Source organism: Salinimicrobium xinjiangense DSM 19287 (assembly GCF_000423585.1).
Lineage (GTDB): Bacteria > Bacteroidota > Bacteroidia > Flavobacteriales > Flavobacteriaceae > Salinimicrobium > Salinimicrobium xinjiangense.
Genome location: NZ_KE384059.1, coordinates 19,140 through 35,798 on the forward strand (window position 1 = coordinate 19,140; position 16,659 = coordinate 35,798).

Consider the following 16,659-nt stretch of genomic DNA (forward strand, 5'->3'; position numbering starts at 1 on the left):
AATAGTAGGTTTTTGTAGTTGAAAATTTTGCTCTATAATTTTGTTGGTTCAAGGCTGAAGGCCTTAAACAATTTAGCCCGGAGCATCGCTCCGGGTTCAGAATACCATGTACTTATTTCAGCCTGAAGGGCTGAGACCTGTTGCGTGCAACAAACCCTCCCGAAATAGAATCTCAAATTCAAATCCGGTTCCTAAAACTAAATCTCTCCAAATGGCACCCTTATATCTGCCACTATTTCGGTAAAAAAATCCTAAAATTTCCCGCCGATAATCTATCTCAATTTCAGGTTTTTGAAACTTTGCTTGCTCTCAAAAAAATTGTACTTTTGCAGACCAATTTTTATAAGCGCTTATAATGAATATCACGAGAGAGAATATTGACGAACTTAATGCAGTGATCAAGGTTGATATAGCCAAAGAAGATTACAGCGGTAAAGTTGAAAAAGTCCTGAAAGATTACCGTAAAAATGCAAATATCCCAGGCTTCCGTAAAGGTCATGTGCCAATGGGAATGGTGAAAAAACAGTATGGAAAAGCTGTTTTGGTAGATGAGGTGAACAAGCTGCTTCAGGATGCTTTGAATAAATATCTTACCGAAGAAAAACTGGATGTTCTCGGAAATCCGCTGCCTAAAGAGCAGGACAATTTCGACTGGGACAGCGAAACCTATACCTTCGAATTTGAACTTGGTCTTTCTCCGCAGTTTGAAGTGAGCCTTGACAATGAAAAACCAATCACTCATTACAAGATCGTCGCGGGTGACGAGATGATCGAGAACCAGGTGAAGACCATTCAGAAGCAATATGGAAAATTAATTTCCAAAGAAACTGCCGAAGAAGGGGACCAGGTAACCGGAACTTTCAAAAATGAAGCTGAAGGGATCGATGCAAAAGCCACCTTGCAGCTTGAAAAAGTGCAAAACAAAGAACCTTTTCTTGGTGCTAAGGCAGGAGATGTGATCAAGGTGAGCACAAAAGGTCTTTTTGCCGATGATCATGAGCTTATGGAGTACCTTAAGGTAGAGCATGACAAAGCCCATGGTCTTGATGTGGAAGTAGAATTTCATGTTGAAGAGGTGAGCACTCAGGAGCTGGCAGAGCTTGATCAGGAGCTTTTCGATAAACTCTTCGGAAAAGGGGAGGTGACTTCCGTTACCGAACTTAAAGAAAAGATCAAAGAAGATGCTGCAAAGCAATTCGAGCAGCAAAGCGATCAGCAACTGCTGAATGATGTTACCGAAATGTTGATCGAAAGTACGCAGTTTGATCTTCCAAAGGAATTTCTTCAGAAGTGGATCCAGACTGCAGGAGAAAAAGAACTGACAGCCGAAGAAGCTCGTGAGGAGTACGAAAAGAGTGAAAAAGGATTAAGATTCCAGTTGATAGAAGGAAAACTTGTTCAGGAGCATAATCTTGAGGTGAAGTTTGAGGATCTTAAGGCTTTTGCCAAAGACAGGATAAGAGAGCAAATGGCACAGTTTGGCCAGATGAATCCCGAAGATAAGGAGCTTGATGATATCGCAGCGCGTATACTTTCCCGTCAGGATGAGGTAAAGCGTCTGTCTGAACAATTGATGAATCAAAAGCTTCTAGAGCTCTACAAGGAAAAAGTAAATCTGGAAGAGAAAGAAGTAACATACGAAGAATTTGTTAAAGAGGTATATCAATAGATCTTTAATAAATTAATACTTATCTTTAAGGCGTTAGACCAAACCGGGTCTAACGCCTTTTTTAGCAAATAATACAGGAAGTTTAGTAGTTTAAAACTTTCATTTTATAACAGAAAAAATCACAGAGGAATTCAATGGATTACGCAAAAGAATTTGAAAAATATGCTACCCGCCATCATGGGATCAACAGCAACTACTACGACAAGATTATCAGCAGTATGTATCCGCAGGGAATGACTCCCAACATCATTGAAGAAAGACAGATGAATATTGCAATTTTCGATGTTTTCTCCCGACTAATGATGGATCGTATCATCTTCCTTGGCACCGGGATTAGTGACCAGGTAGCTAACATCATTCAGGCACAGTTGTTGTTTTTGGAGAGTACAGATTCCTCCAAGGACATTCAGATATATATCAATTCTCCGGGAGGAAGTGTTTATGCCGGATTGGGAATATATGATACCATGCAGTTCATAAAGCCAGATGTGGCTACAATTTGTACCGGAATGGCGGCTTCAATGGGAGCAGTTCTTTTATGTGCAGGTGAAAAAGGAAAACGTAGTGGGCTGCCACATTCAAGAGTGATGATCCATCAGCCTCTTGGAGGGGCTCAGGGTCAGGCAAGTGATATTGAGATTACTGCAAGAGAGATCCTTATCCTTAAGAAGGAGTTGTATGAGATCATCGCCAAGCATACCGGGCAGTCTTATGAGAAGATCCATGAAGACAGCGACAGGGATTATTGGATGAAAGCCCAGAAGGCACTGGAATACGGAATGATAGATGAAATTTTGACAAGGGAGTAAAAAGCCCTTTTTAAAGAATGTAGAGAAGCCTTTGCTAAGGCTGCAACAAAAATTTTTATGGCAAAAGAAGAATTAGAATGTTCCTTCTGCGGAAGGAAAAAACCTGAAACCAATCTGCTTATTGCAGGACTGGACGCTCATATCTGCGACCGTTGTATTGAGCAGGCACATGGTATCGTTATAGAAGAATCCAAGCAGGATGGTACGGGAGAACTCTCCTCTGAACTTAAGTTGAGAAAGCCCAAGGCTATTAAATCCTTTTTAGATCAATATGTAATAGGGCAGGAGCATACAAAAAAAGTACTTTCTGTGGCTGTCTACAATCACTATAAAAGATTGCTGCAGCCGGTAAGTGAAGATGAGATCGAGATCCAGAAGAGTAACATTATCATGGTAGGGGAAACCGGAACCGGAAAGACCCTTATGGCCAAGACCATTGCCAAAATGCTTAATGTGCCTCTGGCTATAGTTGACGCGACAGTTTTGACCGAAGCCGGTTATGTAGGGGAAGATGTGGAAAGCATCCTTACCCGCCTGCTGCAGGCTGCCGATTATAACCTGGAAAAAGCGCAGCACGGGATCGTCTTTATCGATGAGATCGATAAGATCGCCCGTAAAAGTGACAATCCTTCTATTACGCGTGATGTTTCAGGAGAAGGGGTACAGCAGGCTTTGCTTAAGCTCCTTGAAGGAACTACAGTGAACGTACCGCCCAAAGGAGGTCGAAAGCATCCCGACCAAAAGTTTATTGAAGTAGACACAGAAAATATACTCTTCGTTACCGGTGGAGCTTTCGACGGAATTGAAAGGAACATCAGTAAAAGGCTTAATATGCAGGCAGTGGGCTTCAGCGCTTCGAAAAGCGACGATGCTATTGAACGCGAAAACCTGCTGAAGTATATTATTCCCAAAGATCTTAAGGACTATGGGTTGATTCCGGAGATCATTGGGCGTTTGCCGGTGCTTACGCACATGAATCCGCTGGACAAGAAAACCCTTCGATCCATTTTAACCGAACCCAAGAACGCCATTATCAAGCAGTATCAAAAATTGTTTGAAATGGATGACATCGATTTCACCATTACAGATGAGGCTTTGGACTTCATAGTAGATAAGGCAATAGAATACAAATTGGGAGCCCGGGGATTGAGATCCTTGTGTGAAGCGATACTTACCGATGCCATGTTTGAAATGCCCGAAGGTGCAGCCAGTAAATTGGTAGTTGATAAAGATTACGCCGAAGAGAAACTGGATAAATCCGGGATTAAAAGATTAAAAGCAGTCTCATAAGAGGTGTCAAAAATGACATTTTTAGAGCCACGCTATGAGCGTGGCTTTTTTTGTTTCGGAGGATTTTCTTCTCCTGCTGGTTTTTTTGAAAATTTTAATACATCACATTATTATAAAATGTAAATTAGTTAGAATGTAATGTTTTGTAAATCAGTAAAAAATGGAAAAATTAAATCCCTACTTAACTTTTTCCGGCAATTGTGAAGAAGCTTTTAATTTTTATAAATCGGTTTTTGGAGGGGAGTTCTCTCATGTAAGCCGGTATCGGGATATCCCGTCAGATGAAGGCCTGGAGATTCCGGAGTACAGAATGAATAAGATAAAACACATTGTCCTTCCGCTGGGGGAAAAATGTTTTTTAATGGGCAGTGACTGTGACGATGGCTGGTGTCCCGAAGTAGTAAAAGGTAACAATGTGTCCCTTGCCATCGATGTGGACAGTAAAGAAAAAGCCGATAGGTTTTTTGAAGCCTTGTGCAAAGAAGGTGCTATTACTATGCAGATAGGAGATGTTTTTTGGGGCAGTTACTACGGAATGTGTACAGATAAGTACGGGGTTACCTGGATTATCAATTACGAAAAACCCGAAGGGAACAGTTAAATAAAGAAGCTAAAAAACACTGGAGTTTATAACTTCACCCACACATTTCCCTGTTTGTTGGACTCTAATACTTTTTCAATAAAGTTCATGCCTCTTAGGCCGTCCTTGATTGTTGGGAATTCTGCAGGATCGTAACCTTCTTTATTTATCGCTTTTGCCACACCATGGTATATGTTTCCCATAGAATCGAATATTCCTTCTGGATGACCGGGAGGCAGCTTTGTGCCACTTAATGAAAGTTCACCGTTATAGGCATGGCCGGGTTTTAAAGTTTTTAATGGTTCCCCGTCCTGTAGCAAATACAGGTAATTAGGGTTTTCCTGTTCCCATTTTAAACCAGCCTTTTCACCATAAATACTCACCCTAAAGTTATTTTCTTCCCCTGTTGCAATTTGGCTGGATCTAATAACGCCTTTTACATATTCCGAAAATCTTAAAAGTACAGTTCCATCCACATCCATTTCATTATCCCCGTAGAGGTAATTTAGATCTGCCAGAATTTCTTTTACTTCCAGGTTGGTGGTATATTCAATCATGTTATAGGCATGACTGCCAATATCCCCAATACAGCAACTTTTTCCTGAAATTTCAGGATCCAGACGCCAGGTTTTGGCTCTTTTTTCCGGATCATGAATTATTGGATTGATCCATCCCTGGTAATATTGCACATCTACTTTTTGAACTTTACCTATGTCTCCCCTTAAGATCATCTCTCTCATTTGTCGCACCATAGGATAACCTGTGTAGGTATATGTAACAGCAAAAACGATCCTTGATCTCCGTACGCTCTCCTCAAGGATTTGCGCCTCCTCATAGGTAGTGGTTAAGGGTTTCTCACATATTACATGAAATTTATTGTCAACCAGTTTTTTAGCCATTGAAAAATGCAGGTAATTTGGTGTGAGAACACAAATTGCCTGCATCTTTTCTTCATCTGGAAGAGATAATTCTCCGGCTATGAGGCTGTCAAGATCTTTATAAACTCTTTCCGAAGGGATCCCCGTTTCTTCAGCGTATTGAAGACTTTTTTGAATTTCAGTATTAAAAACTCCTCCTACTACTTCATACTTACTGTGCATTCCAGAGGCCACTCTATGGAGGATGCCAATCAATGAATCTTTTCCGCCTCCAATTATCCCGAGTTTAATATTATTACTCATGCTTGAGAACTGAATTTTATTACCCTTCAAAAAAGGGATTTTTTAATACTGTTTTACTGTTTAGTCCTGCAGCTTTTTTCCCTCGCGGATTAGTAAGTCCCGGGTGGCTATAATTCCTTCTTCTGAAGAAAGTCGGTTGCCTTCATATTCAACTCCAATAAAGCCTGTATAACCTGCATCTTTTACGATTCTTAATATCCTGGAAAAGTCCAGGGTAGTTTCTTCACCGGTTTCTTCATTAAAATCATATGATTTTGCACTTACAGCCTTGGCATATTCCATCATTTCTTCAATCCCCTGATAAACAGGGTAGTTATCTACGCAAGAACCCGCCTCGCGCTTAATGCAAAAATTCCCAAAGTCGGGTAAAGTGCCGCAGTTTTCCATATTTACCTGCTCAATAACTTCGACCAGTAGTTTGGCATTAGAGGACAGTCCGCCATGATTTTCCACAATTACATTTATATTTTTTTGTGCGGCATATTCAGAAAGTTCAGAAAGACCGGCACTGGCATTTTGCTTCCACTCCTCCGGATCGTCACTTCCAAATAAGTTAACCCTAATGGAGTGCGCACCTAAGAATTCGGCAGCATCCACCCATTTCTTATGATTGTCAACCGCCTGTCTTCTCGCAGCCTGATCACCGGTAGCAAGATCACCTTCTCCATCTACCATGATAAGGACATTTTCTACACCAAATTCTTCGCTTTTGGATTTTAAAGTGTCCAAAACCGCTTGAAGTGCAGCTTCAGGATCTTCAGCATCTTTAAATAAAGGGGTGTAAAATTGATTGACATATTCAATTCCGTCGAATCCCAACTCGTGGGCTTTTTGGGCAAAATCCATTGGATCCAGTTCGCCTGCAAAAATGGGCTTGTTCAGGGACCACTGGGCGAGGGAAAGTTTGAAGAACAGATCTTCCTGTATTTCTTCATTTGCAGCAATGATTTTCTCTTCTTGTTTATTGTCATTCTTACATGAAGTTAGCGTAAAGACAAAAACCAGCAACAGGAATAACTGGCGAGAGCAATGTGAAATTATTTTCATAATTTATTTGTTAAGGATTTCAGAAAATCCTAATTTAAACCAATTATTCTACAATGAATACGGAATAGTTAAAAAAAATACAAGAGCAAGTAGCTCAACTGATTTATATGCCTGTAAAATCTAAAAGTAAATGAAGATTTACGAGAACAATATCTTTGATGCTATTGTTGTGGGCACAGGCATAAGTGGCGGGTGGGCCGCCAAAGAATTATGTGAAAAAGGTTTTAAAACCCTGGTACTTGAAAGAGGACCAATGGTCAAACACATAGAGGATTATCCTACAATGAACGATGATCCCTGGACCTATAAATTTAAAGGCCAAATCACCCGGGAGCAGGCAAAAAGGCAGGAAAAACAATCGAGAACAGGTTATGCTACCAACGAAGCCAGTAAGCATTGGTTTGTTGATGATCTAAAGCACCCTTACAACGAGACTAAAAGATTTGACTGGATACGCGGTTATCACGTAGGTGGTCGCTCCATCATGTGGGGACGTCACAGTTACAGACTTAGTGATCTTGATTTTGAAGCTAATAAAAAGGAAGGAATAGGCGTGGACTGGCCTGTAAGATATAAGGATATCGCTCCCTGGTATGATTATGTAGAATCTTTTATTGGTGTAAGTGGAGAAAATTTAGGTTTATCTCAGTTGCCAGATGGCCAATATCTTCCTGCCATGGAACTCAATTGCATGGAAGATCACCTAAAAAAGAGCATGTTTGAAAACTTCGGAAGGGTCCTAACCACCGGAAGAGTTGCAAATCTTACCGGAAGTAAGACTTTTGAAGGTCGCTCTCCCTGCCAGTACAGAAACCGTTGCATTCGGGGATGTGCTTATGGCGCATATTTTAGTAGTAATTCCTCTACTTTACCTGCTGCCGAACGTACCGGAAATATGACCCTTCGGCCTAATTCTATCGTTCATGAGGTTGTATATGACCACGAATCCGGGAAAGCTACCGGTGTAAAAGTGATCGATGCTGAATCCAAAGAAGAAATAGAATATAAGGCAGAAGTGATTTTTTTATGTGCATCGGCAATTGCTTCTACAGCTATCCTGATGCAATCCAGATCAGATCGCTTTCCCGATGGTATGGGTAACGACAGTGGCGAATTGGGATGTAACATCATGGATCACCATTTTAAGGCAGGAGCTTCAGGAAAACATGAAGGTTTTAAGGATAAATATTATAAGGGAAGGAAACCTAACGGAATTTACGTTCCGCGATTCCGGAATCTTAATGATAGTGACAAAATGCCTTTTCTTCGGGGTTATGGCTACCAGGGAGCAGCTGTTAGAGGAGACTGGACAAAGAGCGTTGCCGAAATAGGTTTTGGGGAAGAATTAAAAGAAGCGCTTTTACAACCTGGAGATTGGACAATGGGCTTAACCGGATTTGGTGAAACCTTACCCTATCATGAGAATAAAATGACCCTCAACTATGAGAAACCAGATGATTGGGGACTTCCAACAATAAATTTTGATGCAGAATTCAAAGAAAATGAATTGGAAATGAGAAAAGATATGGTGGAGCAGGCAGTTCTAATGCTTGAAAAAGCCGGTTTTAATGATATTGTTCCTGTAGACAGATTGGGCGCTCCCGGGTTGGGAATACATGAAATGGGTACTGCAAGAATGGGAAGAGATCCGAAGACCTCGGTTTTAAATGGAAATAATCAGATCCATGCTGTTCCAAATGTATATGTTACAGATGGTTCATTCATGACTTCTTCAGCCTGTCAAAATCCATCGCTTACGTACATGGCCATGACCGCAAGGGCAGTTGATCATGCTTCAAAGAATTTTAATAGCTCTAATACCTGATTTGATGAAGAGGAGACAGCTTTTAAAGAATTTAGGTTTGGGAGCAGGATTTCTTGTAGTAGGGCCTTCTGCTTTCAGCCTGCTTCAAAGTTGTAAAAATTCTATTCAACCTGGTTGGGAGCCGGTTTTTCTCAGTGCATCAAACGGGGCAGTACTGGAAAAGGTCCTGAACATAATCCTGCCCTCGACAGAAACTCCCGGAGCGGCTGATTTAAATCTGGCTCAATTTGTCGATTCCTATATGGAGGAAGTGGCTACAGAAGAACAACAGGATGTGCTTAAGAAAGGAGCTGAAGATTTTAAAGCTGCTTTTACAAAGACCTTTAAGAAGGATATTAGTGAAGCAACGGCAAAAGATTACGAAGAGATCCTCACCCGGCTTTTTAGGGTCATTCCGGAAAGGTCCCGGGAAGATCTAAAAAGAACAACTGAAAGACAGGATCCTTTGGATAAGGATCCCACAGAAAGAACAGATTTTGAACAGAGTGCAACAGCTTTTCTTCACACTGTAAGGGAATTGGGAATATGGGGATGGAAGAACAGTAAAGAAATTGGAGAAGAAGAACTCTGGTATGATCCTGTTCCTGGAATATATATTCCATGTGATGACGTGGAAAAATTAGGGAATGGAAGAGCCATGTCCCTGTAAAAATGAAAATATTTTTTACGAAGGGATTCCGGCAGGAAGAACTTTTTTTAAATCAACTCTAAAATTCAATTAACCAACCTTGTCACCATGGAAAAAAATCATTCAGGAAAGAACAGTATCTCGAGGAGAAAGTTTATTACAAACACAGCTATTGCAGCTGCAGGCTTTACTATTGTTCCCAGACATGTTCTGGGAGGAGTTGGTTTTACAGCACCAAGTGATACCTTAAATATTGCAGGTATAGGAGTTGGTGGTATGGGTCGCTCTAATTTAAATAACATTACCGGAAAGAATGTTGTAGCCATGGCCGATGTTGACTGGAAGTACGCCGCAAAAGCATTTGCAGATTATCCCAAGGCAAAACGGTATTATGATTACCGCAAAATGTTAGATGAAATGGGCAAAGATATAGATGCAGTTGTGATTTCAACGCCAGATCATACCCACGCCATCACTGCTGCAGACAGTATGAAGATGGGAAAACATGTGTTTCTTCAAAAACCGCTTACCCATTCTATTTATGAATCCAGATATCTTACCCGGCTTGCAAAAGAAACCGGAGTAGCCACTCAAATGGGTAACCAGGGCCATTCAGGAGAAGGAACCCGACTGTTCGCAGAGTGGATTCAAAACGGTGAAATAGGAGATCCTATCGAGGCGCACTGCTGGACCAATAGGCCAATATGGCCACAAGGGCTTGAGAGACCGGTTGAACAGCCACCAGTGCCCGAAACCCTTGACTGGGATCTATTCATAGGACCTGCAGAATACAGGCCTTATCATCCTGCCTATACCCCGTGGAACTGGAGAGCATGGTGGGATTTTGGAACCGGAGCCTTAGGGGACATGGGTTGTCATATCATAGATCCCGTTTATTTTGCACTTAATCTAGGTCATCCAACTGCTTTTGAAGGAAGTTCTTCCCAATTGAATACAGAAAGTGCTCCTATAGCTGAAAAAGTGACCTACTACTTCCCCGAAAAGAACCTTGAAAAAATTAAAATGCCGGAGCTTAAAATGACCTGGTATGATGGCGGCTTAATGCCCGATCGCCCTGAAGGTATCGAACCCGGAAAGATAATGGGTGACGGTGGTGGAGGAGCTATGGTCGTGGGGACAAAAGGAACCATTATTTGTAGTACCTATGGCCGAGATCCTTATATTATAGGAAGAGAAAATGATCCTCCGGTGGTTAAAAAAACTATTCCGCGTGTAGAAACCAATCATGAAATGGATTGGGTGAGAGCCTGTAAGGAATCTAAAGAAAACCGCGTTGAAGCCAGTTCGCATTTTGGTTATTCAGGTCCTTTTAATGAAGTTGTGGTAATGGGAAATCTGGCTGTGCGTCTTCAGGACCTTAAGAAAAAGCTCGAATGGGATGGAGAAAATATGAGAATCAAAAATATCGGAGAAAACGAAGAAATACGTGTCGTAACTTCAGATAAATTTACAGTAGTAGACGGGGATCCAAAATTTGATACTCAGTATGCTACCATTAATGCTCAAAAAGCCGCAGAAGAATACATCAGGCATAACTATAGAGAAGGCTGGAAACTGTCCTGAAAGATTACTTTATGAAATAATAATTTAACCAATAAATCAAAATGAAAACAAATATGGTCTTAACCAAAATAAACACAGGGATTTTTTCTCTTTCCTTTTTCGCCTTATTACTGCTCACGGGCTGTGGCGAATCAAAAGAAAAATCTGAAAGTGATCAAAATCTTGAAAATACAGAAGTTACTATGCAAGAAGAAACACGCGAAAATGCACTGTCCCAAAAAGAGAAAGAGGAAGGGTGGGAGCTGTTATTTGATGGCGAATCCACCGAAGGTTGGAGAGGCTATAACAAAGACTCTTTTCCTTCTCAGGGCTGGGTTATTGAAGATGGAGCCCTAAAAGTAGTGGGTTCTGGTGCCGGAGAGGCGGGGAATGGTGGTGACATTATTTATGATGAGGAATTTAAAGATTTTGAGTTATCCCTGGAATGGAAAGTTTCAGAAGGAGGGAATAGCGGGATCTTTTATCTGGCAGAAGAGGTTGAAGGGGAGCCTATTTATACCTCTGCCCCCGAAATGCAGATCCTCGACAACGAGCGTCATCCCGATGCACGCCTAGGTAAAGATGGAAACCGGCAGGCCGGCTCTTTGTATGATCTCATCCCTGCAGACCCTCAAAATGCCAAACCGGCCGGGGAGTGGAACACCGCTTCTATTTTGGTGTACCGTGGAACTGTGGTGCATAATCAAAATGGAGAAAATGTCCTGGAATACCATTTATGGACAGATCAATGGGAAGAGATGGTGAAAAACAGCAAATTTAAAGACTGGGAAAATTTCCTTAATGCCGGTGGGGAGGACAGGAAAGGGTTTATCGGGCTTCAGGATCATGGCGATGATGTATGGTTCAGAAATATTAAGATCAAGAGACTTTAATTAATCTAAGGCTGTTACTGCGGAGTAGCCAAACAGGCTGTTATTTGAATCATACTAAACCTGATAAAGATACCTTAATATGGATAAGCTTGTTATAAAAACTGCACTCCAAATAGCAAAACCAATAGTTGAGGTTTTTGAGGCCATAGTCGACCCTGAAAAAATGTCCGGATATTTTATTTCTGAAAGCTCCGGAAGGATGGAGGAGGGAAAGACCCTGCAGTGGGCATTTACCGAATTCCCCGGTAGCTTTCCGGTAAAGATCTTAAAAGTAAAAGCTCCCGAAAATGTCATTTTTGAATGGGAAGGATCCGAAGGTAAAACCCTGGAGGTGAATATCTCCCTTGAGGAGCTTAATGGATCTCAAACCCTCGTGCGGGTGACAGAAGTCGGCATGGAAGCAAATGACGCCGGTATAACCTGGTTAAAACAGAACACCGAAGGCTGGGCCAACTTCCTTGCCTGTCTCAAAGCCTATATGGAATATGGGATCAATCTCCGCAAAGGAGGATTTGACTATATGAGAAATAAATGATTTTCACTTTCACCTTTGGAGTATGAAGATATCATCTGCAGAAGTAATTAACGATCTTATAGAACGCACCGAGGCAAACCTTAGATCTGCCCGGGAGTTAAACAAAAGATCTGCCCATGAACTAAATCACCGGCCGGCACCGGATTCCTGGAGCCCATTGGAATGTATTGAACACCTCAATTATTACGGGGATTATTATGTTCCTGAAATAGAAGCCCGTATCGACTCTTCTCCCCATCCCGCCGAAGAAACCTTTAAAAGCGGCTTTTTAGGTAATTATTTCGCGAAGAGTATGCTGCCAAAGGAGAATTTAAAAAAAATGAAAACATTAAAAGCTTCCAATCCTCTGGGAAAGAAACTGAGTAAGGAAGTAATTGATCATTTTATAAAACATCAGCAGAAATTGCTCGAGCTTCTTAAAAAGGCAAAAGGAGTAAGTCTTACCCGCACTAAAACGGGAATAAGCATCTCTAAATACCTGAAGCTGCGGTTAGGGGACACCTTCAGAGTGGTAGTTTATCACAACCAAAGACATCTGCTCCAGGCAAGACGGGCTATGGAGAATGTTGCCACTCCTGCAACCGACGCCTGAGTCTAAAAAAAAAGCCTCAAAAATGCCATTTTTGACACTCAGGATTTACAGCTTAATATTTGATTATCCCTCATTACATTTTTATTCCAGAAGTTCAAAAACAAAAAACCCGCTTCAGCAATGAAGCGGGTTTTATTTCAAAAAGAGTCTAGACTCTAGATTCTAATTTCCAGTCTCTTAAAATGTTACATCATTCCCGGCATACCGCCTCCCATTCCCTGAGGCATTCCGCCGCCACCGCTTTCTTCTTTGATGTCAACCAAAGAACACTCGGTAGTAAGTATCATTCCGGCAACAGAAGCAGCATTTTCAAGAGCTACTCTGGTTACTTTTTTAGGGTCGATAATACCGGCTTTCATCATGTCTACGTATGTGTCAGTTTTTGCATCATAACCGTAGTTATCTTTTCCTTCAAGAACCTTGTTGATCACTACAGAGCCTTCGCCACCTGCGTTCTCAACGATAGTTCTAAGTGGAGATTCGATAGCACGACTCACGATTTGAATACCTGTGGCCTCATCGGCATTAACAGATTCCAGATTAGCAAGTACCGCTTTTGCACGAACCAGTGCCACACCACCACCGGCAACAATTCCTTCTTCCACGGCCGCACGGGTCGCATGAAGGGCATCGTCTACTCGGTCTTTCTTTTCTTTCATTTCAACTTCTGAAGCAGCACCTACATAGAGTACGGCAACACCTCCGGCCAGTTTAGCCAAACGCTCCTGAAGTTTTTCCTTATCATAGTCTGAAGTAGTGCTTTCCATTTGAGCCTTGATCTGGTTCACACGGTCTTTAATGGCCTGGTTATCACCGGCACCGTTCACTACAGTTGTGTTGTCCTTGTCAATAGCTACTTTTTCAGCAGTACCTAACATATCCATAGTCGCGTTCTCAAGAGTAAATCCTCTTTCTTCAGAGATCACGGTACCACCGGTAAGGATGGCGATATCTTCAAGCATTGCTTTTCTTCTGTCTCCAAATCCTGGTGCTTTCACAGCAGCGATCTTTAATGATCCTCTCAATTTGTTAACCACTAGAGTAGCAAGAGCTTCCCCGTCAACATCTTCAGCAATGATCAAAAGAGGCTTTCCGCTTTGAGCAACAGGCTCAAGTACAGGAAGCAGATCTTTCATTGAAGAGATCTTCTTATCATAGATAAGGATGTAAGGGTCTTCAAGATCTGCAGTCATTTTTTCGCTGTTGGTAACGAAGTAAGGAGAAAGATATCCGCGGTCAAACTGCATTCCTTCCACAACATCGACATGAGTTTCTGTTCCTTTTGCTTCTTCAACAGTGATCACTCCTTCTTTACCAACTTTTCCAAAAGCCTGGGCGATAAGCTCCCCGATCTTGTCGTCGTTGTTGGCAGAAATAGAAGCTACCTGCTTGATCTTTTCTGAAGAATCTCCAACCTGCTGAGTCTGCTCTTTCAGGTTTGCAGTCAATGCTTCAACTGCTTTGTCGATTCCGCGTTTTAGATCCATTGGGTTTGCACCGGCAGCAACGTTCTTAAGACCTTCTTTCACGATGGCCTGTGCCAGCACGGTAGCAGTAGTTGTACCGTCACCGGCAATATCGTTGGTCTTGGAAGCTACTTCCTTAACCATTTGTGCTCCCATGTTCTCAAGAGCATCTTCAAGTTCAATTTCTTTTGCAACTGTAACCCCATCTTTGGTCACTACAGGAGCTCCAAAAGATTTACTGATGATCACGTTGCGACCTTTAGGTCCTAATGTAACTTTTACTGCATTTGCCAAAGCATCTACTCCGCGTTTAATACCGTCGCGGGCTTCGATGTCAAATTTTATTTCTTTTGCCATTTTACTTAGATTTTTTTCTCCCGTTAAGGGAATTAGTTAGATGTTTTCTGAAAATAATAAGGTGAAAAACCGCCGGGGAGTATATTAGCGGCTATAACCATAGCTTGTTATACTATGGCAAGAATATCATCCTCTCTCATGATAAGGTAATCCTTACCTTCCAGTTTGAGTTCGGTACCTGCATATTTTCCGTACAGCACACTGTCACCAACCTTAACTGTCATGTCGTGATCTTTTTTACCGCCACCTACGGCTACTACGGTACCCTTTTGAGGCTTTTCTTTTGCGGTTTCCGGAATGTAAATACCTGATGCAGTCTGAGTTTCGGCTGCGGCAGGCTCAACAAGTACTCTGTCTGAAAGAGGTTTAATGTTTAGTGCCATTTTTCTAATGTATTTTAGTTAATGAATTCTTTGTTTGAATTGCCTTAAAGACGAAAATTGTGCCACTTGAAAAAGGCTGACAAAAGCCAAAAAAAAAATGCCAGCTTGTCATAAGCCGGCATTTTATATAATGTTGTGTATCGTTTACTCCTCAGGATTCTGTACAGGAGGTTGAACTGGAGCAGGGACGTTTGTTTCCACTTCCGGTTCGCTACCCATGATCTTCGATTCTCCAACGCTGTTTCCATCCATGATGGTCACATTGGAAAGCAGGATAAGCACTAATAGTAAAGTAGCCAGGGTCCAGGTACTCTTATCAAGAAAGTCTGAAGTCTTTTGTACTCCACCTATCTGGGTTGCGCCTCCGCCAAAAGAGGAGGAAAGTCCACCGCCTTTAGGGTTTTGAACCATAATAACTACTACGAGCAAAAATGCTACTATAATGATTAATGCTAAAAAAATTGTAAACGTGCTCATTCTCTAACTGTTATTGTCTTGTAATTTTTCGATCGCCCGAATTTGGTCCGCAAAGAAACCACTTTTTTCCGGATTTTTCAAAATTAAAATTTTATATGCCTGTATTGCTTTTTTATAGTTTTTCTGCTCCAGGTAAACTCTCGCTAAAGTCTCTGTCATCAAGGCTTCGGGTGCTGCCAAATGTTCTTCGGCAAGATTGGCCTTTTTGGCAGATTTTGACGGAGTGATACGCGGATTCTTGTTTATGAATTCTTCTATCAATTCGAATTTCCTGTTCTTGGCTTCCTCTTCGGCAGGACTTAAGTTTTTTCTCTTTACAGGCTTGGCCGAGGCCAGTTTAAGCCATTCTGAAAAAGAATGATTTTCATTCCTGTCAAACAACAAAGGTTTTCCAATCTCCAGTTCGTTTTCTTCTGCCGAAGTTTTTCTTTCCTCCCGCTTTCCGAAGAGCTCGGGATCAAAAACCTGCTCAGATTCCCTGACCTTCATTTTTAAAGCCTGGTCCAGGGTAAGGTTCTCATCTTCCTTCCCGGCTTCTTTAGGATCGGACACCTCGATATTTTTCTGGTACTGCTCCTGTCTTTTGATCGTATCGGCGATCTGGTTCTGGTTGAATTCTTCTGAAGTAATAAAATCAAACAGCACCCCGCGGTCCGCAGTATGCGCGGCCGTCATTTTTAACTCCTTGTTGTAGTGGAGGCTGTTGGCATTTTTAAGGCCTTTAAGTCTTACGGCGCGTGCCGCCTGGAAATAAGGATGTTCACGCAAAACCTCATGCAGCGCCCTGGTCTGCTCAAAATTAATGGCAGCCGGGTTTTGAAGTAATGTTATGAGTTCCTCCTGTTTCATTACCAGTTGGCTAATGTAGCATTGAAAATGTCCTGTGTAATACGGGTGAAAATTTCCTCGAGTGCGGTAGAAAGGACCGCTCCCTGTAACTGCGCATTTGCAGGATAATCATAATAAAATGAGAATCTGCGATCGAGGTCTTTTTCGGGATCTAATGTATTGAAAAATCTTAGTTGTACCACAATGGTCAGACGGTTTTGGGCTGCAGTAGATTCGGCTGTGGCACTCATGGGAGAAACGTAATAATCCACAATTTCACCTTCGTAAACCAGATCCCCATTGGAATCTGTAAGATTTAGGTTTGTCTGGCTCTGAATAAGATCCTGTAATTGCAGGGTGAATGTTCTGTCAATTCCGGGTTCTACTATGGCAGCAGCATTCTGAAAATAGTTTACCTGAAAGGTCTCGGCGGCCCCGGTATCGGCCCCCGAAAAAGAATATATTCCGCAGGAAACAAAACTTAGGCACAGAATTCCGGCGAGCAGCAACGATAGTTTTTTCATAAAATAATAGGT

16 protein-coding genes and 1 pseudogene are annotated in these 16,659 nt (G+C 41.8%); 10 read left to right on the forward strand and 7 right to left on the reverse strand.

The features are described 5' to 3' along the window. Positions 1-355: 355 nt before the first annotated feature. From tig to G564_RS0117850, 4 genes are all read left to right on the forward strand, one after another. Positions 356-1,669, forward strand: coding sequence for a trigger factor (gene tig / locus G564_RS0117835; protein WP_029038851.1), 1,314 nt, complete (start codon positions 356-358; stop codon positions 1,667-1,669). Between the two features lie 134 nt (positions 1,670-1,803). Beyond that, positions 1,804-2,478 (forward strand): ATP-dependent Clp endopeptidase proteolytic subunit ClpP, encoded by a 675-nt coding sequence (clpP, locus tag G564_RS0117840; protein ID WP_029038852.1) that lies wholly within the window; start codon positions 1,804-1,806, stop codon positions 2,476-2,478. Positions 2,479-2,535: 57 nt separating this feature from the next. Continuing rightward, positions 2,536-3,768 carry an ATP-dependent Clp protease ATP-binding subunit ClpX gene (gene clpX, locus G564_RS0117845; protein WP_029038853.1) on the forward strand — a complete coding sequence of 411 codons (1,233 nt, stop codon included), beginning with the start codon at positions 2,536-2,538 and terminating at the stop codon, positions 3,766-3,768. Positions 3,769-3,928: 160 nt separating this feature from the next. Then, the gene (locus G564_RS0117850) at positions 3,929-4,369 is read left to right on the forward strand and encodes a VOC family protein (RefSeq protein WP_029038854.1); all 441 of its coding nucleotides are present in this window, start codon (positions 3,929-3,931) and stop codon (positions 4,367-4,369) included. Positions 4,370-4,395: 26 nt separating this feature from the next. Here the strand turns inward: G564_RS0117850 and G564_RS0117855 are convergent, their stop codons facing one another. Together G564_RS0117855 and G564_RS0117860 are read right to left on the reverse strand one after the other, a co-directional pair. Continuing rightward, on the reverse strand, positions 4,396-5,529 hold the full coding sequence (locus tag G564_RS0117855; protein ID WP_029038855.1) for a Gfo/Idh/MocA family protein: 1,134 nt from the start codon (positions 5,527-5,529) through the stop codon (positions 4,396-4,398). A gap of 60 nt (positions 5,530-5,589) precedes the next feature. After that, complete coding sequence (locus G564_RS0117860) at positions 5,590-6,576, reverse strand: sugar phosphate isomerase/epimerase family protein (RefSeq protein ID WP_029038856.1); 987 nt, start codon at positions 6,574-6,576, stop codon at positions 5,590-5,592. Positions 6,577-6,706: 130 nt separating this feature from the next. Between G564_RS0117860 and G564_RS0117865 the strand changes: the two genes are divergently transcribed. The 6 genes and pseudogenes from G564_RS0117865 (at position 6,707) to G564_RS0117890 (ending at position 12,612) form a co-directional block, all read left to right on the forward strand. After that, positions 6,707-8,401, forward strand: coding sequence for a GMC oxidoreductase (locus tag G564_RS0117865; RefSeq protein ID WP_029038857.1), 1,695 nt, complete (start codon positions 6,707-6,709; stop codon positions 8,399-8,401). Positions 8,402-8,405: 4 nt separating this feature from the next. Next, complete coding sequence (locus tag G564_RS0117870) at positions 8,406-9,050, forward strand: gluconate 2-dehydrogenase subunit 3 family protein (RefSeq protein ID WP_029038858.1); 645 nt, start codon at positions 8,406-8,408, stop codon at positions 9,048-9,050. An 87-nt stretch (positions 9,051-9,137) separates the two neighbouring features. Continuing rightward, positions 9,138-10,010: pseudogene (locus tag G564_RS20930) on the forward strand (Gfo/Idh/MocA family protein); the annotation flags it as partial. A gap of 644 nt (positions 10,011-10,654) precedes the next feature. Beyond that, a complete protein-coding gene (locus G564_RS0117880) occupies positions 10,655-11,485 on the forward strand; it encodes a 3-keto-disaccharide hydrolase (protein WP_029038860.1) in 831 nt (276 codons plus the stop codon). Between the two features lie 79 nt (positions 11,486-11,564). Then, on the forward strand, positions 11,565-12,020 hold the full coding sequence (locus G564_RS0117885) for an SRPBCC domain-containing protein (protein ID WP_029038861.1): 456 nt from the start codon (positions 11,565-11,567) through the stop codon (positions 12,018-12,020). A gap of 22 nt (positions 12,021-12,042) precedes the next feature. Beyond that, positions 12,043-12,612, forward strand: a complete 570-nt coding sequence (locus G564_RS0117890) for a DinB family protein (protein WP_029038862.1) — start codon at positions 12,043-12,045, stop codon at positions 12,610-12,612. Positions 12,613-12,797: 185 nt separating this feature from the next. On the opposite strand, the gene groL is transcribed toward G564_RS0117890, so the two are convergent. The 5 genes from groL to lptE form a co-directional block, all read right to left on the reverse strand. Beyond that, the gene (groL, locus tag G564_RS0117895) at positions 12,798-14,435 is read right to left on the reverse strand and encodes a chaperonin GroEL (RefSeq protein ID WP_029038863.1); all 1,638 of its coding nucleotides are present in this window, start codon (positions 14,433-14,435) and stop codon (positions 12,798-12,800) included. A gap of 107 nt (positions 14,436-14,542) precedes the next feature. Then, entirely contained in the window at positions 14,543-14,818 is a 276-nt protein-coding gene (locus tag G564_RS0117900; protein ID WP_029038864.1) for a co-chaperone GroES, read from the reverse strand. Between the two features lie 144 nt (positions 14,819-14,962). Beyond that, complete coding sequence (gene secG, locus G564_RS0117905; protein WP_029038865.1) at positions 14,963-15,295, reverse strand: preprotein translocase subunit SecG; 333 nt, start codon at positions 15,293-15,295, stop codon at positions 14,963-14,965. 3 nt (positions 15,296-15,298) lie between these two features. After that, positions 15,299-16,144, reverse strand: a complete 846-nt coding sequence (locus G564_RS0117910) for a hypothetical protein (RefSeq protein WP_029038866.1) — start codon at positions 16,142-16,144, stop codon at positions 15,299-15,301. After that, positions 16,144-16,647 (reverse strand): LPS assembly lipoprotein LptE, encoded by a 504-nt coding sequence (lptE, locus tag G564_RS0117915; RefSeq protein ID WP_029038867.1) that lies wholly within the window; start codon positions 16,645-16,647, stop codon positions 16,144-16,146. The genes G564_RS0117910 and lptE overlap by 1 nt, the downstream gene beginning before the upstream one ends. Between the last annotated feature and the right edge of the window lie 12 nt (positions 16,648-16,659).